Raw genomic sequence first — 20,942 nt, 5'->3', positions numbered from 1 at the left:
CGAAACCAAAGGCCAAATAAACCATGCTCAACTCACTGCTTCGCCTTTTCGAACGCTCCGACAATCGCAGGGGTTCAAGACCCGATCAAGCGGGTCCTCCCATCTGGCCGACGCCGGATACCAGGCCCATCAACGCCCCTTCGCCGCTTGAACATCAGGATGTCGGGCTGTCGCCAGTCAACACCTGGAGCCATCCCTTCAAGGACAGAAACCACCCATTGCTGCACTTGACTCAACTGGCCAAGGCCACGGCGGGTTACTTCCCACTGGGGCGCAATGGCCTCTGGCATGGCGGCGTGCATTTCGACGCGGGCACCGCAAGCCAGTTCGATCAATCCAGCGTGCACTGCCTGGCCGACGGAGAGGTGGTGGCGTATCGCATCGATCGACACGCACCGACCACGGCCTACCAATTCAACAAGCTCGTCGTGAACAAACCCTTCTCGCGAAATTTCGTGCTCGTGCGCCATCTTTTGCAGCCACCGAAAATCAAGGGCAGCCCGGACACACCGCCCAGCCTGATCATCTACAGCCTGTACATGCATTTGCAGGACTGGGCGGCTTACCAACAAGACCCAGCCCTGACGCGCCCGGGTTTCTGGCCTGAGGGGCAGACCCGTTGGGTGAAGGAAACGGTACAAGACATATTCTACGGTCGCTCCGAACAACGCGGCCTGAACGTGCGCAACATGGCCCGTCAAGGCAAGGTGCTGACATTCCTGCCCGCCGGCGCCGCGGTAACTGTCAGCGGCGACGGTGAATTCCGCAAACTGGAAAACACCCTTGGACCGGAGGTTTTGATCGATGCCGAAGGTGCGCTGCGCGGCTACCTTTCTGCCTATTTTCTGGAACTCATTTCTGCGAATCAGTATCGCGTCAGGAGCCGTAGCCCGCTGAATGTGCGTGCCGAAGCGAATCTCCTCAGTGAAATTCTTTTGGAATTGCCACCGGGCACCGAAGTGACGATCAGTGGCGAAGGCGAATTCCGAAAGCTGGAGCGCGTCAACCAATACATCCATTACCCCTCGTTGCGAGGGGAGCTGGAACCGCTGGCGCATGATCGAGTGGTGGTGCTGGACGAACCGGTGCCTATCAAGGCCGGTGATCTGATCGGCCACATCGGCGAGTACCAAAGCTACAACGCGGATCGCCCGGAAAACAAACTGCACCTGGAAGTATTCAGCGAACAAGACGCGCGCGCCTTCCTCAAAGCCAGTCGCGCCTGGGCCGAACGGTTGCCGAAGCATGACAAGACTTGGCTGAAGCTCGCCAAGGGCACCCCCGTATTGCCGCATCAAGATGATTACAACACCACGCGCCCCCCACATTTAGCAAGAGCCAACCGCTTCAGCGACGCCGACCTGTTGGTTCCCAAAAGCCTGCTCGATGACTTACCGGACAAATACAAGATCGCCGTCTTCGCCACGCCTGAACGAAAAGCACAAAACTGGTACCGCCTCGATGGCCTGCTGAACGATGGCGACAACGCTGCGCTGGACGGCTGGGTGTGCGAAGAAGTTGGCGTGACGCCGTGGGTCAATCCCTGGTCATGGGACGGCTACGAAGTGATCTTCGACTACTCGTCCCCCCGAGAACACCTGGCCTCCTTCCACCGCGCCGTGGACCGTTTCAGCGGCGCGCAACTGGAACGCTACGGCCCGATGGCCGACGCGGGCGACAAAGGGCCGGTCCAGCGCCGACTGTTCGACATCATCGACCGCAACCACGACGGCAAGGTGACCGCCGAAGAGCTGCAAACAGCCCTCAACGTACCGGCCCACGCCCAATCGATCTCACAACTGATCGTGCTCAAGGAAAGCGAATGGTTCCACCGCCCGCAAAAGTGGGATGCATTGGACGAACTGCTCGGCCATAGCGGCTCGACGCCGCATGTGAACTGGTTGGCGGAGAAAGAACGGATCAAGGCGTTGTGTTGGTGGGATGAGGTGATGGAGAAGGTTGGGCTGCCGGAGGACGGGAAGGTTTATCACTTTCATCCGGTGGGGGTTGGGGGCAATTTTACGGCAGCAATTGATGACAATGATCTCTCGTGGTTGAAAGTGCCTTTTGGGCAGCTCACCTTCGACGTAGAAGGTAACGACATCGAGGACCCGAATAATCCTTTGTATCGATACTTCAGTCGAGTAGTCCATTGGCCAGGCGGTGCGTCGGGCATAACGATTGGTCGCGGATATGATCTTGGGCAAAGGCCGAGACCCTCTATGGACTTGTCGGCAGCAGGTATAGAAGAGCCTTTGCGATCATGGTTAATTAGGGCTGGCGGACTGAAAGGTCAAGCAGCAAAAGACTATTTTGATATAGCTGACGCGGACATAAAGGCCGCTACCATATCTAGAAAACAGCAACACGACCTATTTATTCCAATATATGAATCAATGAGGAATGAAGTAATTAGAATCTCTCGAAAGACCGACGTAAGCAGTATGTATGGGCATATCAAATGGGAAACGCTTGACAAAAAAATCAAAGACGTGATGATCGACCTCAGATATCGAGGAGATTACACAAGTGACGCTAGAAAAATTGTGCAAAAATATATAGTAGACAATGATTTTGCGAACTTCTCTAAGGCTATCTCCTCGCGCGAAAATTGGACCTCAGTACCTGAAGATAGATTCAATAAACGCTTCAGATATCTAGAGGACTAACAAATGAGACGATTAGCTATTGCGTTGTTTATTTTGAGCACCATTGACTTCTCGAATGCTGCTCCCGTTAATTATTCAGCGGTGGCAGAGGCCAACTCTGGAAGATCCGGCAAAGAGCTGGTTCGATATTTAAGAATATTTGAAGATGCATGTCTTTATATCGAAACATTGAGTCTCGACGGCAATTGGAGCGCGACGTCACGAGCGAGCGTGTGCGATCTTGAAGGTCAATTGTTCTCATCCGACTTTACTTATGTTGGATTTCAAGACATATCTTTCGAGATAGATGGGATACACCTCACTTTAAGCACTACGCCACTCGAGCCTATAGGAGAAGAAACAAGAAAATGCTTTATCCCGATCACAAATGGGCAAATCGGTAGGCTGCAGTGCTCAAAGGCGGAAAGCGCATAGGCATAAAAATTTCCGGAATGACCAAATGAAAGTAACCCAACTCTTTGGCGGAGCACTCTTAGCCATGTCTTTAACGTGTATAGCTGACATAAACTACATGCGCGCCGCGACGATAGTCTCACATCGAAGCAATGAAGTGGTATACAGATATGTGCGCCTATATGAGGATCCTTGCATATACATTGATACTTTGGCGCCCCGAAAAAACTGGAAAATCGTAAGCACCAAAACGATATGCGCATATGAGGGTAAGGATTTCCACCAAGGATACACATTTGCCGAGCCCAGCGATCTAAACATTCGAGATGGGATTTTTTATTTTAAACTTAAACTTGTAACTCTTCCGCCTATTGAGATGAAAAAATTGAAATGTCAAATCAACCTTGATAACAAAGGCAGCCACTCCCTAAAATGCACGCCGCAAATTAAGTAGCGAATAGGTAAAAACGATGATGACAAGAAAAAAGGAGGTTACCCAAGAAACTTAGGGCGCCTATTTCTGCGCAAAAGATTATTTACACATACCATTAGCCAAACAAACTAGTGAGAGCATGACCCAAACAAACAAAGCAGTATCCGTGCTTCTTAAGCTATCAACTGAACTGCCCAATGAGACAGCCGAACGAGCTTGTCGACTCTCTGCCGGGCGAAAAATCATCTCAATAAGAAAAAAGCAGCCCCACATAAAACGATTCCTACCACTCGCAAAAAACACAGTAATACTGTCAATGGTATTTTCCTTTTTTTCTAACGAGCCACGAGCAGAATACGTTAATCCCTATGAAAAAATATCGCACGCACTTAACGGCAACATCCTAAAATACTCGCTAAACAAAAGAGGTGACTGTGCCATTTTTCAAGTTCTTGACACAAAAGCTCTAAATATAAAGTCCACAAAAAGAATGTGTAGTTTCAGAGGAGCTTCTTTTTGGGATCAAGTAGCAGACGCACATTTCTACAACATTTCGTTCTCTGGCACCGGAATAAAATTCCATCTCAGCATCACCCCTCTTTACCCAGTAAAAGAAGAAATATTTGAATGTATCGTACCCATCAAAGCGAGCAAGCTATTACCTATAATATGTAGCCCCTTCCCAGAACAATCATTGGTGCACTGAGATGGAGCGCATACCTTCGACCTGCTTCAATGTGAAAGACGATTCAAACAATAATCAACGGAAGATTTTCAGAGCGATAAAACTAAAGAAAGTATCTTCAAAGCTCTTTCAAACGCAGGTAGGCAAGCAGCAAAAAATATTTAGTAAACATTCAGCCTTAGGAAATTTATTAGATGAGAGAACCAAGCATTATCTTGATTTCATCCAGCCAGAGGAAGAAGCAAAAACTCTCGAAAAGGGGGTAGCATGCGATTGTTAGCATTGATTTCCTTTATTACGCATTCGCTGTACTCATCAACTCTTTCCGCGAGCGAACGTTGCGTTCCGAACGACACCACTACCAGAGGGATTTTAGGATGTGTAGCTATCTCCTATGAAAAAATCGACAGAAACCTCAATCAACAATACCTATCACTATTAAAAAGCTCAGACTTTCATCACCACAAGCTTCTCATTAAGGGACAGCGGACCTGGATCAAATATAGAGATCTAAAATGCGACACTGTCTTTAATGGGATAAATCCAGGAGAAGAGGCAGAAATAGAAAAAACAGGTTGCCTTGCCTCTTTGACATCGTCGCGTTTGTCCGAGCTGATTTACATTGAAACAGGCATAAGCAACGATAATTTCTACACCATGCTTTCAATTATAGGTAAGGACCTGTCAAAAACTCGATCAGAGCTTCTGCAGCACATCGATAATATTGTTCACAGCTTTGAAGGTTTTGAATATGCCAAACAGAATTGTGAATTGATAAATTCCATTCATCGCGAGGATTTGATGTTCTGCGAGGCGCGCATCAAGTACAAAGACATTGGCTTAATTAAATGAGAGAGTTCGTTGCCACCGTCTTGTTTCTTACTGCTTTGGAACAAGCCAGCGCACACGCTTGTGACGGCCTCGGCTTGGACTCGGCCTATCGTTCTATAAGTATGGAAGGAGTTACAGCATGTTTCCTCTACACAAAAACAAACAAGCTAGAAAAAAACCAGCTATCTATTGATCCTGACGGATTGACTCTTTACTCCATCTCTGAATTCCAGAAGCCCAAGCTGATTTACGAGTTTCCGTACGCCGGAACAAAGGGTGAGATACAAGATGCATTTATTGCCAGTGTAGACGGCGGGCCAGACCGAAGGCTATTCGTGATACATCGCATCGAAACACCTTCTTCATGGGAAAGCACAAGCGAAATTTATGACGTAATCGCTATAAAACTTGAACATAATATTTTAACTTTAGATAAACATGTCTCGCGTTTTTTTGACATGGGAGGCGACCTCATTGACTCGTCAGGCAACGTTATATATCGATACCCTTACAAAAACAAGGCGAGCATAAAAACAGCACTTAATTCATCGTTATTCAATGCTGCGAATAGCGCTTCTCAATTGGAAGGCGTTATACGCGAAAACACATTTCTTTATGAGGGTGATCACGCCCCGGCTATTCAAGACCGAAGCAAGATTTATTTGACAAAGGGGGACTTGGTTGTATTGAAAGACTCGGTAGCAGGCTGGTGCAAAGTCTCGCATGCAGGAAAAGTAAAAACGGTAGAGATGTGGGCCCAATGCCAAGCGATAGCCTTTCAAGGATAGGCAACAACAAGACACCAATAAGAAATCGGTTTTAACAAGGAGCAAAACATGAAAAACATCATCCGAATCGGCGACAAAAACTCAGGAAACGGCACCGTCCAATCAGGCTCAACCGTCATGAAATTCGGCGGTATCGGTGTCGCTCGGCAAGGCGATCCGGTGGATTGCCCGGTGCCGGGGCATGGGCGGACGGTCGTTGCCGAAGGTCATCCGACGTTCAAGGACAATGGCGTGCCCGTCGCCTTTGCCGGGCATCTGTGCGCCTGTGGCTGTGCACTGATTTCATCCATGCCTGGCGTGGGGGCCCGTTAATCATGCCGGTGCGAATGGATGACATCCCGGTCTTGGCGCCTAGGCCGGTACGGCCACGGGCCAGGCTTTGGCTTGGGTTATTGGTGTTTTGTCTGTTGTTGGGAGCTGTGGGCGTTTTGTCGCTCGGCCCCGAAGCGTTGCACCAGAATCCTGAAGTTTCCTGGGGCCTGGCTTTGGGCGTGCCGTTGCTGGGGTGGTGTGCCCTGGGTTTCGGGCGGACGTTGCTGTATCTCGGCGAACAAGCGGTGGCCGATGGTTGGGATCAGGCGCGACAGGCGGACCTTGTCCAAAAAAACCGTCAAGGAAGGCGATTGCTACAGGTGTTGAAAGTCGACTTGCATACCGCCCTGCGCGCCCCCGGCGACGAACCTGCAGTGCAGTTGGAGGCTTTGCAGAGTGGCATCAAGGCGCAAACGATGCAGCCTTCGAGGCTCGTTTCGTCATCGTCATGCCACAGTCGTTTACCGGGCGATGGGGCTGAAGATCTCGAACCGTTGTTGCTGCGAACGTTGCAACAGGTATTGGAGGAATTGGCCCCTATCCTGGCCCAGTTGCCTGACTATACGCGGCTGGGGCTGCTGTTGGACGTCGATAGCGGCTTGTCGCGTTCCGGGTGGGACCGGACGTGGGAGCAGGCATGGCAAGCGTCCGCTATCCGCCAGGCACCGGTTCTACTCGAAGGCAATGGCTTGGATGCGTTGGATCAATGGCTCGATCAGCGCTTTTATGAGGAAGCTGTGCTGCTGGTCATCGGATTGCAGTTTGCACCGAGACAACCCGAGGGCACGGCGGAAGTGATCGCCGGTTTGTTGCTCGGCAATCAGCTGGCGCAAACCAACGTGGCACCCGTGGCTTTGCTCCACCGCCCGGAGCAGGAGCGCCAACCTTGTCCCGACGCGCTGCATGCTGCCGCGACACAGGCAAGTGCCTGGGTACCGGTAGAGTTCAAGGCGATCCGGCAGGTCTGGCGGGCGGGTATTGATGCGCAACGTCATACAGCCGTGGACAGCGTATCCACCCAGCTATCGATACCGATGCAGCATGAGCATGGTCTCCATGACTTGGACGCAATGCTGGGGAACCCAGGCAAAGCTTCGCCATGGCTGGCGATTGTCGCGGCGACGCAAGCCATTCAGGTTGGCGCGGGGCCGCAGTTCATTTTCAGCGGCAATGGCCGCGCTGACGCCAGGCTTTGGGGCATGGCATTGACGCCTGCGCCTTCCCTCCCGGAATAGGAAATTCGAATGCAGCTGCGAAGTTCTATACGTGTGTGGACGGTGGCCAGCGGGTTGTTGCTGATTTGCGCAGCCTTGGGCGCTGTGATGTGGCGATACCCTCAGTCGCTGGGCGTTCAGCCTGATAGCGACCTTCAGGCGCTCGGATTGCTGGGAATATCCACGATGGCGCTGGTATTGGTGTTGTTCCTGGGTGGATTCAATTTTCTAGGCAACGTCTGGGGTCGTTCGGCTTATCGAAAATATCAGACGGACACCAGCCCGCCACCGACGCTCAATAAGGTCGAGCCCAATTCGATGAATGAAAAGTCGTTGATTGAGCTCCGCGAAACCCTCCACCACCAATACGGCCCCCTCTGGCGCCACAAAGTCCGCCTGCTGCTCATCGTCGGCGAACCCACCGAAATCACCGCCATCGCCCCGCAGCTGGCGGATAAGAAGTGGCTCGAAGGCCAGCGCACCGTGCTGTTGTGGGGCGGCAGCCTCCAAGAGAGTCTGGAAAATCCTGTGCTCGACCCGTGGCTCAACCTACGCCGATGGCGCCCCTTGGACGGGGTAGTCTGGGCATTGACCCCCGAGCAGATCGCCGATGCAGTGCCGCTGGCCAAGGGCATGCGCCATTTGCAGGGGCTGGCTCGTCGAATGCGGCGGCAGGTGCCGTTGCATCTCTGGCAGGTGTGCGAAAGCACCTGGTCCCAGGAGGGGCGCGAGCGTCAGCCGGTGGGTTGTCTGCTGCTCGGCGAAGGTCACCCCAGCGATGCTGGAAGAATGCCTGGAGGAACTGGTCGAGCCTTTGCGTCACCAAGGCATCGTGCAGATGAAGCTCAAGAAGCAGCTACACCACGATTTCCTGCTGCGTTTGTCGCGGGATTTGCAGGCCGATGGCATCGCCCGTTGGCGTCAAGCGCTGGCGCCGTCGTTGAGTGGGTTCAATCCGGGAGTGAGGCTGCGTGGGCTGTGGTTCAGCCAGCCGCTGCGCGAGATCCGGAGCGCTGACGGCGAGCATTTCTGGTGGCCGGATCCGGTGTGGCAGGGCGTGCAGCGCGACAAGGCGGTTGGCGCGCGGCTGGGCTGGGGGGCGCCGCGGGTCGTTTATGCGTTGTGCCTGGGTTTGGCCGTGGTGTGGGGCGTGGGAATGGCGCTGTCCTTTGTTGGCAATCGGGCGCAGATCGTTCAGGTGCAAGCGGTGTTGGCGGGGCTGGACGCGTCGTCGCGGGCCGATGAGCAATTGCTCGCCTTCAACGAGCTGGTCCACGTGCTGGCGCGCCTGGATCACCGTGCCGTGGCCGGTGCGCCATGGCATCTGCGCTTTGGCTTGAACCGCAATCCCGTCCTGCTTGAAATGCTCTGGCCGCGTTACGTCGAGGCCAATAATCGCCTGGTGCGCGACCCGGCGGCGGCGCGGTTGCGCGAGCAACTGGAGGCGTTGGTCAAGTTGGCGCCGGGCAGTGCCGAGCGCGTCGAGCGCTCGGCGGTTGCCTACGATCAGCTCAAGGCGTACCTGATGATGGCGCGGCCGGAAAAAGCCGAGGCGGAGCTTCTGGTCAAGACGCTCGCCCATGCCGAACCCACCCGGGAAGAGGTTGCCCCCGCGCTCTGGCGAACGCTGGCGCCCGGCTTCTGGCAGTTCTACGCCGAGCAGTTGGCCGCGCACCCCGACTGGCGCATCGAGGCCGATCCTCGGTTGGTGGCGCAGGTACGCCAGGCCTTGCTCGATCAACTGGGCCAGCGCAACGCCGAGGCCAGCCTGTACCAACAGGTGCTGGATGACGCCGGCCAGCATTATTCGGCCCTGGACCTGGCGCAGATGGTCGGCGACACCGAGGCCGCCGGGCTGTTTTCCAGCAAGGCCAGCGTGCCGGGGGTGTTCACGCGCCAGGCCTGGGAGGGTCAGGTGCGCCAGGCCATCGACGACATCGCCCAGGCGCGGCGTGAGGAAATCGATTGGGTGCTCAGCGACAGACCCGGCGAGGTCGACCCCCGGTTGACGCCGGACGAGCTGAAGACGCGCCTGACTGAACGCTATTTCCAGGATTACGCCAGCGCCTGGCTCGGGTTTCTCAACAGCCTGCGCGCCCGCCAACCGAAAAACCTGGACGGGGTGATCGAGCAACTGACGCTGATGAGCGACGTGCGTCAGTCGCCGCTGATCGCGTTGATCAATACGCTGGCTTACCAGGGGCAGGCCGGCACTCGCGGTCAGGCCTTGAGCGACTCGCTGATGAAGTCCGCGCACAAGCTGATCGGGCCGGACAAGGCGCCGGTGATCGATCAATTCGTGGATCGGCCCGGTGGACCGCTGGACGCCACCTTCGGACCGTTGTTGACGCTGCTGGGCAAGGGCGCCGAAGAGCGAAACGCCAGCGACCATCTGAGCCTCCAGGCCTACCTCACCCAAGTGACCCGCGTGCGCCTGAAGCTGCAACAGATCAGCACCGCCACCGACCCCATGGAAATGACCCAGGCGCTGGCGCAGACGGTGTTCCAGGGTCGCGGCATCGACCTGACCGACACTCAGTCCTACGGCCGATTGATGGCTGCCAGCCTTGGCGCGCAATGGGCTGGCGTTGGCGAGACGCTGTTCGTCCAGCCGCTGGATCAGGCTTGGCAGCGGGTGCTGCAACCGTCGGCGGCGGGCCTCAACAGCCAGTGGCAGCGCTCGATCGTCGAGCACTGGAACGCGGCGTTCGCCGGGCGTTATCCGTTCGCCGCGACGGCCAGCGATGCTTCGTTGCCGATGCTGGGGCAGATGATCCGCGCCGACACGGGGCGCATCGAGCGCTTCCTGCACAGCCAATTGAGCGGCGTGCTGCGCAAGGAAGGTAACCGCTGGGTGGCCGACCCGCGTCATGGTCGCGGCTTGCGGGTCAATCCGCAGTTCCTGACGGCAATCAACCAACTCGGCGACCTGGCCGACGTGCTCTTCACCGACGGCGGCCTGGGCCTGAGTTTCGAGCTGAGCGGCAAAGGCGTGCGCGATGTGGTGCAGACCACCTTCATCCTCAACGGTGAAAAACACGAGTACTTCAACCAGAAGGAACGCTGGCAGCGCTTCGGCTGGCCGGGGCGCAGCGACTATCCCGGGGTCAGCCTGACCTGGACCAGCGTCCACACCGGCGAGCGGTTGTTCGCCGACTACGCCGGCACCTGGGGGCTGATCCGCTTGCTGGAACAGGCCAAATTTACGCCGCTGGACGATGGCGACAGCCGCTACCGCATGGTGCTCAAGGCCCCCGATGGCCTGGGCCTGACCTGGCACCTGCGCACCGAACTCGATGCCGGGCCGATGACGCTGCTGAAGTTGCGCGGGTTCAAGTTGCCGGGGCGGATATTTCTGGAGGGACGCGAGGCGGCGGAGGGATAGGCTTACACTCGGTGGCGAGAGCGCTTACGCCCGCCGGGCCCGTGTGGGGCGACCCGCCGTGCACCACTGCTGCGTGCACGGCTTGGGTTCGAGCGCCGGGTATCAATCCTTATCCAGACGCACTGAATCCTGTCCGGACGTTACCTGCGCCCAGCCGCAACTAGAACAGATAGCCCATGTAGATCGCCGCGCCGCCACCGGCCTGCAGACCGGCGTTCACGCCGGCCATGACCACTGCGCCCTTGGCCGAACGTGCCAGTTGCCGGTTGACCGTGGTCGACGCGATGAGCGAGGTCGCCGGATTGGAGCTCAAGGCCACCGACAGTGCCAACAGCTTGGGATCGAGTCCGAACAGCAGCGCTGTGGCCGAACCACCGACCACCAGGCCCACGCCCACTTCGGTGTACATGCAAGGGCCGGTGATGTCGTCGCTGGTCAGGTCGCGATCGACCAGGGCATCGCTGACAAACACCTTGCCGGTGCTGGGGAACGCCTCTGCCGCACCCGCCCCACTTACGCCCTTGCCTTTGATCTGGATATTGATCTTGCCGAAACGCGGCAGCCGCGCACCAAATCCGACACCCACGCCGACGCCGCCATAGCGGTAGCTGACGTCCTCGCCTTGGGGCGAACGCAGGATGATCGACCCGCCGCTGCCCGCCACCATGACCACGGTCAGACCGCCACCGCTGGCGGTCTGGTATTGCCAACGACTTTCATTGACCGGAATAGGGATGTTGTAGCTCATGCGTTCAAAGTCCTTTAAGTGAATGAGCCGCGCCGCGACCGCGCTGGCGGGTGACTTTCAATAGTCCTACCAGAGTGAATACCAAACCGATGCCGCCCAATAATGCCGAGGTCCCCCACAAGGCACCCCGATCATCGACGATGGCGCTGCCGGCCGGCTGCTCGGGCGAATAGTGCACCCGCACCGGCTGGTCTTTCTGATAACCGAAGATAAAGCCGCCCTGAGGGTAGGAAATCTTTTCGCCGCTTGCGGTGGTGAAGGCGATCTCGGGATGCGAACCACCGGCATTCAAGTGGCTGACAATGCCATCAGCCATTTCGGCGCGAGCAAGAAACTCGCGCCGATCGAGCGCCAGATTGAAGGCGGCGCCCAACAAACCAATGCCAATCAGCGCGAAAAGCAATCCCAGCAGTGTCTGTCCGATGCGTGACGGCGTGTCGTTAGCCATGGCAGGTCTCGGTATTCGTCCGTGAAGAAGGGCCCGCAGGATAGCAAAAAGCCTCCCCGCTGACCTTTTTTTACCTTGAAACTTTCACCTTGAACCGCCCAAGCACACGCTGCATCAACGAGGCTCGCTCGGAGAGATCCTTGGCGGCGATGGCACATTCGTGGGAGTTCGACTGGTTCTTCTGGGTCACCTCGTCGATCTGTTCGAGCCCGATGCTCGCCTGTTGCAAGCCTGAAGCCTGCTCGCTGGAGGCCTGGTAGATCAGCGAAACCAGGCTGGAGACTTCGCTGGTCCCGCTGACGATATTCTTCAGCGATTCGGCGGTACGGCCGGCGATGATCATGCCGCGCTGGGTCTTGCTCGAGGAATCGGCGATCAGCGCAGCTGTCTGCTGGGCCGCCTCGGCGCTGCGGGCGGCCAGGCTGCGCACTTCGTCCGCCACCACCGCGAAACCACGGCCGAGTTCACCTGCCCGCGCAGCCTCGATCGCCGCATTGAGCGCGAGGAGGTTGGTTTGCGCGGCAATGTTATCGATGGTGGTGATGATGGCCGTGATGTCCTTGCCCGAGTTATCGATTTCGGCCATGGCGGCGATCAGCTCACTCATCAGCTTATCGCTCTCCCCCGCATCGGCGCGTGAAGCCTGGGATTGCTCATCGGCTTTCTTGGCATTGGCGGCGTTGTCCCGGGTCTGGGCGGCCATTTGCGTCATCACCGCACTGATCTCGGTGATGGACGAGGCGGAATTGGAGGCGCCCTCGGACAGTGACTGGCTCAGGTCGGTCACCTGCGTCGAGCTGCCGGTGATCTGGGTGGCGCTGGCCTGAACTTCGGAAATCAACTGGTTCAGGTTGCTGACCATTTTCTCCAGCGACTTGCCCAACGTGTCCTGGGGCGAAGACAGCCGGACCTGCAGATCCAGGTCACCTTCGGAAATGCGCTCCGCCACCCTCACCTGCCGTTGCAGACTCTCGGACATATCGTTCAGGGCGGCCGACAACTGCCCGACTTCATCTTCGGACTGCTGCACCAGTCGGCGCGAAAAATCCCCGAGGCTGATGGTCGCGGCCAAGGCAGCCGCCTCGCGAATCGGCCCGACGATCTTGGCGGCGGCATACCACAGGGCGGCCAGGGCCAACAATGAAATGACCAACCCTACCGACACCTGCCAGATACTGTTGTCGAGGCTGCGCGCCTGCAGCTCCTGCTCCAAGGCGATGGCCTGGCTCATGACCACGGCCTTGGGCAGGCGAATCAACACCGCCCAGGGTTTGCCGGTACGGCCGAGCACAATCGGCATCAGCACTTCGATATTCTGGGTTTGCGCATTCAGCAGGCCATCCCCTCGACCGCCCTGGATATCGCCTAGCACCTTTTCCCAGGAATCGGGCAAGAGGGCCTTGATAGGCTGGCCGATCAGGTCGGTACGCTGGCTGTCCGCGACCACCAGCCCCTGGTTGCTCAGGATCGATACCGTGCCTTTGCCGCCATAGAGGTCGGCAGACATCTGCTCGCTGAGTTTCTGGATGAAGGCGATGTCGAAGTCAGCGCCAACCACCCCGTAGAATTTCCCTTCGGAGACGATGGGCACCGACAAGGTGGTCAGCCAGACATTTTTCCCCTGCACCACGTAGGGAATGGGGTCCAACACGCTTTCCTTCAGGGTGTCGCGCGGGCCGCTGTACCACCCGCCCTTGAGCACACCATTGGCATGGCGGTCGGCCGAGTCATACTCGACCAACGGTTGCACCGCGACATGACCATCGGCGCTGCGCGTCCAGTAAGGCGTAAAACGTCCGGTCACGGGGTTGTTGCCGTCTTGTGCGTTGCGGAACCCGGGGTCCTGCCCGTCCAGCGCATTCGGCTCCCAGCAGGAATAGGTGCCGTTGAAGTCAGGGTTGTCCTTGAGCACATTGAGCAGCACGCTGTTGATCTGTTCACGGCCCAATGCCAGGGGGCTTTGCGAAGCCTTGCTGGCGGCAAAAGTATTGGCCATTGTGCGTGCTGCATCCAATGCATTCTGCAGCTTGGCCTGGATGGCGTTGGCACGGGATTCGGCCAGGTTCTGGATTTCCCGGATGGTTGATTTTTCAACCAGCGCACTGACCTCGCTCGCGACATATTGCTCATTCGACCGGGCAGTAAAGAGCCCGTAGACAACCAGGCTGACAGACGAAACAAACAGGCATGCGCCCGCCGTGACACAAATGCGTGCCTGCAACGACGTGAACTTCATATCATTCCCCACCCGATTCTATTTTTCGCGCCGCCATGAAGAACATGCGGCAGCCACCGCGTGCACGACTCGGCGAATACGACTGACGCTGCTTACGTCATGCACCGAAGTGGATGGCCGGGCATGGCGATACAGCTGGTTATTGGTTGAACGTGGGGAGATGGCGCGCAGATTCACTCTATGCGTCCGAGGGACGATAAAGGACATTCAACGTCAGGAGCCGAAGACTTCCGGAAACGAAGGCCTTCGCGGAAAGAATGTGAATCCGCTATCCAGTCACCGTAAAGCGACCCCTGGATATTTGCCGCAGAGTCCATTCCAACCATTTGCCACGCAGGCAAATTAGCACGAGCGGTATTTGTACAAGAGCCAACTTAAGGCTCATGTAGATCGAGACTTTAGTACCGGTTATTCATGACTCGAGCCGCCAAGAGCTCGGTGTTTCCCAAGAACACCGAGCCGTCTGGCTGGAGGCTGCTCAGGCCTTTTTTGTCCTGGGCAAAAAGATCGCCAACACCCCAAACAACGGCAGGAACGAGCACAGCCAGTACACGTATTCAATGCCACGAATATCTGCCAGATGCCCCAGCAGCGCGGCGCCAATCCCGCCGAAGCCGAACATCAGGCCGAAGAATACGCCTGCGATCATCCCGACGTTGCCCGGCACCAGTTCCTGGGCATACACCACGATCGCGGAGAACGCCGAGGCCAGGATGAAGCCGATTACTATGCTGAGAATGCTGGTCCACAGCAGGTCGACGTGAGGCAGGATCAGGGTGAATGGCGCCACGCCGAGGATCGAGAACCAGATCACCGCCTTACGCCCGATCCTGTCGCCGATCGGGCCGCCAAAGAACGTTCCCGCCGCCACCGCGCCTAGGAACAGAAACAGGTGCAACTGCGAAGAGGCCACCGACAGGTCGAACTTCTCGATCAGGTAGAACGTGAAGTAGCTGGTGAAACTGGCCATGTAGAAGTACTTGGAAAACACCAGCAGCCCGAGCACCACGAGCGCACTGAGGACACGCCCCTTGGACAACCCGTGGGTCGCCGCCTGGCCTTGCTTGAGCTTGAACAGGTTCAGGTGGTTGGCGTACCAGCGGCTGATGCGGTACAGCACGAACAAGGCAAACAGCGCGAACAGGCCGAACCAGGCCACGTTGCCTTGCCCGTAAGGGATGATGATCGCCGCCGCCAACAGCGGGCCGAAGGCAGAGCCGGCGTTACCGCCCACCTGGAAAGTCGACTGGGCCAAGCCATAGCGGCCCCCGGAAGCCAGCCGGGCCACCCGCGACGCTTCGGGGTGGAAGGTCGACGAGCCGATGCCGATCAACGCGGCGGCCAGCAGGATCAAGGCAAAACTGCCCACCATCGACATCATCACGATGCCGACCAATGTGCACACCGTTCCCATGCCGGCAGGAGCCAGGGCTTGGGATGCCGATCGGTGTGATAACCCACCCAGGGTTGCAGCAGCGAAGCGGTGAGCTGAAAGGTCAACGTGATCAGGCCAACCTGGGTAAATGTCAGGCCGTAGCTCTCCTTGAGCATCGGATAGATCGACGGCAAGACCGCCTGGATCAGGTCGTTGATCAGATGCGCCAGCGCCACCGCACCAATGATGCGCATGACCAGTGGGCTGCTTTGGGGCGTCGCGGCTGCCGACGTCATGTCGGCCTGGGTATTGCTGATAGCCATGGGAGTTTCCATACGGCGGGTGGGTGCACGAGGCAGGCGCATCAATGTGCCATTTTTCACCGTGGCAAGGCTATCCCCTTAGCTTGCTATCGACCTATAAAAAACAAGGTGATAGCGCAACGCCATGGTCTGAATCTTGCCTTGCTAATGCTCTAAGACGTGATCCCCTTACAAAGGGGATCGAGAATGGGAAGTTTCGCTACAGAGCAGGCCTACAGAGCCAGCCTGGACAAGCTTTCGAGGCCTTTTAAGAGGACACCCGTTTCAGCACCTGTGTAAAAACGCACAAATTCGGTGCAAGGGTGTTCAGGGGAGTATGGGCATGCAGGCTTTTCTATCACCGGGGATCCGGTTGCTGGGGCATTTTGGTTTCGCCCGTAAATTCCAGCTGTTGTTCCTGTTATTCATCCTGCCGCTCATGGGCAGCTTGTGGCTCATCGGCCAGGATTACCGCGACAAGCTCAGCCTGATTTCCGGGGAGCGCGCCGGGGTGCGTCAATTGCTGGCGCTGGATAACCTGGACAATCTGCTGACCGCCCAGCGCAATCGCGCGGCCCGTTGGCGCGCCACCGAAACCAATCGACAACCCACTCCCGCGACGCTGGCCGCCATGGCGGCGTTCGACGCCGTGCAGCCGGCGCTCAACCAGGCCGCCACCGACCTGGGCGCCACTTTGCAAACCGAAGGCGCCGAAGCCGACACCCTCGCCCGCTACCAGGCTTTGCAAACCAGCCTCAACGGCCTGGATTCCAAAAGCCTGGGCAGCGTGGGCTGGTGGCCGGACGGCTATGACCGCTTCACCGCCGCCCTTGGCGCGTTGCAAGCCCTGCGCGAACAGATCGTCATGGACAATCGCCTGACGCTCGCGTCCTGGCTGGAAACCTATCTGCTGACACAAATCTCGACCCAGCAGACACCCGACCTGATCGAACGTGTCGGGCGCCTGGCCAGCGTCGGCCAAGCCTCGGTGGTGTCAGGCCAATTCACGCTGCAGAGCCGCTTGCAACTGCGTGACCTGCGCAGCCGCATTGGCGACGCACGGGACCAGTTGGTCAAGACCGGTGCCCTTCTGGAAACCCGCCTGCCGAGCGAATTGCAAAGCTGGGCTGGTCAATTCCAAGGTAGCCTCAAGAATCTCGACAGCGGTTTGAAAGTCTTGGATGACGGCGTGTTCGGCGGTTCCATCAACCTCAAGCCGGAAGGCTTCGAGAAACACATGGACGCCCTCCTCGCCGACCTCGCGACCCTGCGCCAGCAGTCATTGGTGGCGCTGGATACTCGGCTGGACCAGTATCATGGCTCGGCTATCCGCCAATTCACCTTGGTCGCCGTAGTGCTCGGCTGCCTGCTGCTGGCCGCGCTGTATCTCTTCGTTTGCCTGCAAGCATCCATCCGCCGCAGCGCCAGTGGCATCACCCTGCTGGCCGAAGCCTTGCGCGATGGCAACCTGAGCCTGCAAGTGCCGGTGCAGGGCCGGGACGAACTGGCGGCGATCAGCACCGCCCTCAATGTCGCCGTGGTCCAGTTGCGCAACAGCCTGTTGGGCGTGGATCACGAAACACTGCAACTGAGCGATGCCGTGCGCACCCTCAACACGCATTCCAGCGGCGCCCTGGGTGAAGTCGAGGCGCAGCAGATGCAGATCAGCCAGATTGCCGCCGCCGCGACACAACTGGCCGCGACCTCCCAAGGCGTCGCGAAAAGTTGTGAACAGGCGTCAGACAGCGCCCAGCAGACCCGCCGCATCGCGGCCGACAGCAGCCGCGACAGCCAACGCACCACGGCGAGCATCCAGCAGCTCAACCAGCGGCTCAACGAGACCGCCGCCGCGCTGGGCCGGGTCAGCGAACAGGGCCAGCAGATCCAACTGGTGGTCGACACCATTCGCGGCGTCGCCGAGCAGACCAACCTGCTGGCGCTCAACGCCGCCATCGAAGCCGCTCGCGCCGGAGAACAGGGCCGCGGCTTCGCCGTCGTGGCCGACGAAGTGCGCAGCCTGTCGCAACGCACCCAGTCCTCCACGCAGCAGATCGCCGGCACCGTCGACAGCCTGCGCGCGACGGTCAACGAAGCCGTCAGCCTGATGGAAGCGGCCTGCGGCCAGGCCCAGACCGACGCCCAAGCGGTCACCGGCCTTGGTGAACGCCTCGGCGAAATTGCCAGCGCCGTGCAAAGCGTGACCGATACCCTGGCGCAGATCGCCACTGCGGTTGATGAGCAAGCCAGCACGGCTGACGAAGTCAGCGGCAATATCCAGCAGGTCGACCAGGCCGCCATGCGCCTGCTCGAAGGCGCCCGCGCCGTGAACCTGGCGGCGGATACCTTGAGCCAAGGCAGCCAGGCCTTGAGTGCAAACACAGGGAGATTTCAACTCAGCTGACGGGCATTTGCAGCGAGGGCGGATAAGCGGTTGAAAGTGCAAAGAAATATTTTAGGTTTGCGCTTGACACATCTCCACCGCAAGGGAATAATGCGCGCCACTTGGCTACATAGCTCAGTTGGTTAGAGCATAGCATTCATAATGCTGGGGTCCGGGGTTCAAGTCCCTGTGTAGCCACCAAGTCCTGTTCAAAGACATTCTTGAATGTCTTTGAACAACAAGAAGCCCGCCTAGTGCGGGCTTTCTTGTTTCTGGGGTTCCCTGAATGCCCCCGCAAGATTTCAACTGATCCCACGGGGCGCAAGGAGTTACGCGGCTTCCTGGAAATCCATCTCCGGTGGCTGGCGACGGAAGCCTCCGGTCAGCACCGCCAGGTACACCACGCCAATCGCCAGCCAGCTCAGGCCCAGGTAGATTGCTGAGTGATCGAGGCTGACCATCAGCCATACATCCGCCGCCAGGCCGATAAACGGGAACAGCAGGAACAGCACGAGTTCACGCAGCCCCTTCCTCTCTGCTCCAATCCAGTAATGAAAGATCACTGACAGGTTCACCAGACTGAACGCGAGGAACGCGCCAAAGTTGATGAATGAGGTTGATGTAGTGACGTCCAGTTTCAGCGCCAGCAAAGCGACCACGGCGCATAAAAGAATGCTGTTGACCGGCGTACCAAAGCGCTCATGCAAGGTACCGAAGAACGATTTTGGCAGCACGCCATCACGGCCCATGGCGAACAACAGCCGCGAGCCGCTGGCCTGGGCTGACAGCCCCGACGCGAACTGGCCGACGATCAGGCCGATCAGGAAGATCGACACGAACAGGTCGCCACCGATGTTGCGGGCAATTTCGTAGGCCGCCGCGTCGACGCTGTCGAACTGGAACGACGGGTGCGCGATCTGCACGAAGTACGACACGCTGACGAAGATCAATCCGCCGATCAGGGTAATCAGCATGATCGCTCGCGGGATGGTACGGCGCGGGTCGCGGGTTTCCTCGGTCAAGGTACTGACCGCGTCAAACCCGAGGAACGAATAACAAGCGATAGCTGCACCGCTCATGATCAGCGGCATCTGCATGTCACCGTTGAAGAACGGCTTGATCGACCACAACGGTGTGCTCGCGTCCCCTGCGACGTAATGGACGCACAGCGCAACGAAGGCGACCAGGACCAGGAACTGCACCAGCATCAACAGCGCGTTGATGCCATTGGCCAATTTCAGACCGACAATATTGATCGCGCTCGTAACGCCGATGAACACCAGCACCCAGAGCCACTGTGGCAAGGCCGGGAACGCGGAGTGCAGGTAGGCCGCGCCGATCAGCCAGATCGCCATGGGCAGGAACAGGTAATCGAGCAATACCGCCCAACCGGCGATGAAACCCAGTTTCGGGCTGATCGCCTTGCGCACGTAGCTATAGGCCGAACCGGCGACGGGGAACGCCGCAGCCATTCGGCCGTAGCTCATCGCGGTGAAAAACATCGCCACCAATGCCGCCAGGTAAGCGGCGGGGACCATGCCTGTAGTGGATTGCGCGAGGATGCCGAAGGTACCGAGAACAATGATCGGTGTCATGTAAGCGATGCCGAACAGCACCACCGACCCCAGTGACAGGGTGCGTTGCAAATGAGCCATGAGCGACTACTCCGAATTATTAGATTTATGGCAGAGCCGAGTTCGGCACAAGGTTTTCGGGTGTTACGTTGTTGTTCTGGTTTTGGCCAACAGGAATGTGTTGCTTGTCAGGGCCTCTTCGCGGGCAAGCCTGCTCCCACATTGGATCTCGGGCATTCTTACAACCGGGTGGGAGCGGGCTTGCCCGCGAAGGCGTCAGCCCCGGCAACACAGGATCAGGATCAACGCGAAGGAATCAGTAGCTCCCGCACTCCGCAGGCATGCTCGACAATCTCCCCTGGCATCTTCAGCCGCTGATCATCGAGGTACCGGTAATCACGCCGCGCCGCCGTCAGCTGGTTCAGGTCCAGTTCCACCGAGAACTGGCCTTGATCACGCCCCGCCTCGAACAATAAGGTGCCGAGCGGGTCGACCAACGCACTGCCGCCTGCAAACACCAACCCGCCATCGCCCTCTTCCACGCGATTGACCATCAGCGCAAACGCTTGGTTTTCCTGGGCGCGGGCCATGATCGCGGTGCGGTGAGTCGGGCCATAGGGGTCCATGTTGCCGTTGGTGACGATCAGCAGCTCGGCCCCCAATTGCGCCAGGGCGCGGGCAGTTTCCGGGAATTCGATGTCGTAGCAGATCAGCAGGCCGACCCGCACACCATTCCACTCGCATGTCGCGTAACGGTCACCGGCCTCGAATACTCCGCGATCCGACGCCCAGAGATGCGTCTTGCGATATTTCAGGGCAATGCCCTCTGGTGTGATCAACAGCGTGGTGTTGTAGAAACGGCCGCGATCGTTCTCGGCCACGCCGATCACCACGGCAATATCACGTTCCCGGGCCGCAGCAAGCACCGCACTGACGGTCGGTCCGTCCAGCGGCTCGGCGGTTTCGGCCAACGTCTCGACCGACGGAAAGCCCATCAGGTGGGTTTCGGGAAACACGATCATTTGCGTGTCGGCAGCACAGGCGGCAATCGCCGCAAGCGCGCGTTCCAGGTTGTAGGTCGTGTCGTTATCACGGCCCGCCAATTGGGCGAGTTCGACTTTCATGGGTATTCCTTGTTCTTGACCAGGCTGGCGGAAAGATTGCCCGGA

The 20,942-nt window shown here is 57.9% G+C and carries 13 protein-coding genes, 1 tRNA gene and 2 pseudogenes; 10 read left to right on the top strand and 6 right to left on the bottom strand.

Going from position 1 to position 20,942, the window contains the following annotated elements; translation table 11 throughout:
• Positions 1–23 precede the first annotated feature (23 nt).
• The 8 genes and pseudogenes from AB4N42_RS08120 (at position 24) to AB4N42_RS08085 (ending at position 10,710) form a co-directional block, all read left to right on the top strand.
• Complete coding sequence (locus tag AB4N42_RS08120) at positions 24–2,669, top strand: hypothetical protein (RefSeq protein ID WP_460116063.1); 2,646 nt, start codon at positions 24–26, stop codon at positions 2,667–2,669.
• Positions 2,670–2,672: 3 nt separating this feature from the next.
• Positions 2,673–3,083: a hypothetical protein gene (locus tag AB4N42_RS08115; protein WP_334598322.1), complete on the top strand. Its 411-nt coding sequence runs from the start codon at positions 2,673–2,675 to the stop codon at positions 3,081–3,083.
• Between the two features lie 551 nt (positions 3,084–3,634).
• Complete coding sequence (locus tag AB4N42_RS08110; RefSeq protein ID WP_460116062.1) at positions 3,635–4,201, top strand: hypothetical protein; 567 nt, start codon at positions 3,635–3,637, stop codon at positions 4,199–4,201.
• A gap of 246 nt (positions 4,202–4,447) precedes the next feature.
• Positions 4,448–5,032, top strand: coding sequence for a lysozyme inhibitor LprI family protein (locus AB4N42_RS08105; RefSeq protein ID WP_460116061.1), 585 nt, complete (start codon positions 4,448–4,450; stop codon positions 5,030–5,032).
• Complete coding sequence (locus tag AB4N42_RS08100; protein ID WP_460116059.1) at positions 5,029–5,799, top strand: hypothetical protein; 771 nt, start codon at positions 5,029–5,031, stop codon at positions 5,797–5,799. Before AB4N42_RS08105 ends, AB4N42_RS08100 begins: the two co-directional genes overlap by 4 nt.
• A 48-nt stretch (positions 5,800–5,847) precedes the next feature.
• Entirely contained in the window at positions 5,848–6,111 is a 264-nt protein-coding gene (locus tag AB4N42_RS08095; protein ID WP_258648268.1) for a PAAR domain-containing protein, read from the top strand.
• Positions 6,112–6,218: 107 nt separating this feature from the next.
• Positions 6,219–7,346: a hypothetical protein gene (locus tag AB4N42_RS08090; RefSeq protein WP_460116058.1), complete on the top strand. Its 1,128-nt coding sequence runs from the start codon at positions 6,219–6,221 to the stop codon at positions 7,344–7,346.
• 9 nt (positions 7,347–7,355) lie between these two features.
• Positions 7,356–10,710 (top strand): annotated as a pseudogene (locus tag AB4N42_RS08085) (ImcF-related family protein).
• 160 nt (positions 10,711–10,870) lie between these two features.
• Here AB4N42_RS08085 and AB4N42_RS08080 read toward each other — a convergent pair.
• From AB4N42_RS08080 to AB4N42_RS08065, 4 genes and pseudogenes are all read right to left on the bottom strand, one after another.
• Positions 10,871–11,458 carry a hypothetical protein gene (locus AB4N42_RS08080; RefSeq protein ID WP_181289747.1) on the bottom strand — a complete coding sequence of 196 codons (588 nt, stop codon included), beginning with the start codon at positions 11,456–11,458 and terminating at the stop codon, positions 10,871–10,873.
• A 4-nt stretch (positions 11,459–11,462) separates the two neighbouring features.
• Positions 11,463–11,906 carry a DUF3592 domain-containing protein gene (locus AB4N42_RS08075; protein ID WP_198796238.1) on the bottom strand — a complete coding sequence of 148 codons (444 nt, stop codon included), beginning with the start codon at positions 11,904–11,906 and terminating at the stop codon, positions 11,463–11,465.
• A gap of 70 nt (positions 11,907–11,976) precedes the next feature.
• On the bottom strand, positions 11,977–14,142 hold the full coding sequence (locus AB4N42_RS08070) for a methyl-accepting chemotaxis protein (RefSeq protein WP_198796237.1): 2,166 nt from the start codon (positions 14,140–14,142) through the stop codon (positions 11,977–11,979).
• Between the two features lie 478 nt (positions 14,143–14,620).
• Positions 14,621–15,840, bottom strand: a pseudogene (locus tag AB4N42_RS08065) (MFS transporter).
• Positions 15,841–16,162: 322 nt separating this feature from the next.
• On the opposite strand from AB4N42_RS08065, the gene AB4N42_RS08060 reads away from it, so the two are divergent.
• Complete coding sequence (locus tag AB4N42_RS08060; protein WP_431144511.1) at positions 16,163–18,220, top strand: methyl-accepting chemotaxis protein; 2,058 nt, start codon at positions 16,163–16,165, stop codon at positions 18,218–18,220.
• 103 nt (positions 18,221–18,323) lie between these two features.
• Positions 18,324–18,400, top strand: a tRNA-Met gene (locus AB4N42_RS08055).
• A gap of 128 nt (positions 18,401–18,528) precedes the next feature.
• On the opposite strand, the gene AB4N42_RS08050 is transcribed toward AB4N42_RS08055, so the two are convergent.
• Together AB4N42_RS08050 and AB4N42_RS08045 are read right to left on the bottom strand one after the other, a co-directional pair.
• Positions 18,529–19,854, bottom strand: a complete 1,326-nt coding sequence (locus tag AB4N42_RS08050; RefSeq protein ID WP_198796234.1) for an APC family permease — start codon at positions 19,852–19,854, stop codon at positions 18,529–18,531.
• A gap of 221 nt (positions 19,855–20,075) precedes the next feature.
• The gene (locus AB4N42_RS08045; RefSeq protein ID WP_198796233.1) at positions 20,076–20,897 is read right to left on the bottom strand and encodes a carbon-nitrogen hydrolase family protein; all 822 of its coding nucleotides are present in this window, start codon (positions 20,895–20,897) and stop codon (positions 20,076–20,078) included.
• Between the last annotated feature and the right edge of the window lie 45 nt (positions 20,898–20,942).

This window comes from Pseudomonas sp. H2_D02, assembly GCF_054677635.1.
This window is presented reverse-complemented; position numbering and strand designations above follow the sequence as displayed.

Coding starts and splice junctions, on each gene's coding strand:
- AB4N42_RS08120 (WP_460116063.1), top strand. CDS start 24: ATGCTCAACTCACTGCTTCGCCTTTTCGAACGCTCCGACAATCGCAGG.
- AB4N42_RS08115 (WP_334598322.1), top strand. CDS start 2,673: ATGAGACGATTAGCTATTGCGTTGTTTATTTTGAGCACCATTGACTTC.
- AB4N42_RS08110 (WP_460116062.1), top strand. CDS start 3,635: ATGACCCAAACAAACAAAGCAGTATCCGTGCTTCTTAAGCTATCAACT.
- AB4N42_RS08105 (WP_460116061.1), top strand. CDS start 4,448: ATGCGATTGTTAGCATTGATTTCCTTTATTACGCATTCGCTGTACTCA.
- AB4N42_RS08100 (WP_460116059.1), top strand. CDS start 5,029: ATGAGAGAGTTCGTTGCCACCGTCTTGTTTCTTACTGCTTTGGAACAA.
- AB4N42_RS08095 (WP_258648268.1), top strand. CDS start 5,848: ATGAAAAACATCATCCGAATCGGCGACAAAAACTCAGGAAACGGCACC.
- AB4N42_RS08080 (WP_181289747.1), bottom strand. CDS start 11,458: ATGAGCTACAACATCCCTATTCCGGTCAATGAAAGTCGTTGGCAATAC.
- AB4N42_RS08075 (WP_198796238.1), bottom strand. CDS start 11,906: ATGGCTAACGACACGCCGTCACGCATCGGACAGACACTGCTGGGATTG.
- AB4N42_RS08070 (WP_198796237.1), bottom strand. CDS start 14,142: ATGAAGTTCACGTCGTTGCAGGCACGCATTTGTGTCACGGCGGGCGCA.
- AB4N42_RS08060 (WP_431144511.1), top strand. CDS start 16,163: ATGCAGGCTTTTCTATCACCGGGGATCCGGTTGCTGGGGCATTTTGGT.
- AB4N42_RS08050 (WP_198796234.1), bottom strand. CDS start 19,854: ATGGCTCATTTGCAACGCACCCTGTCACTGGGGTCGGTGGTGCTGTTC.
- AB4N42_RS08045 (WP_198796233.1), bottom strand. CDS start 20,897: ATGAAAGTCGAACTCGCCCAATTGGCGGGCCGTGATAACGACACGACC.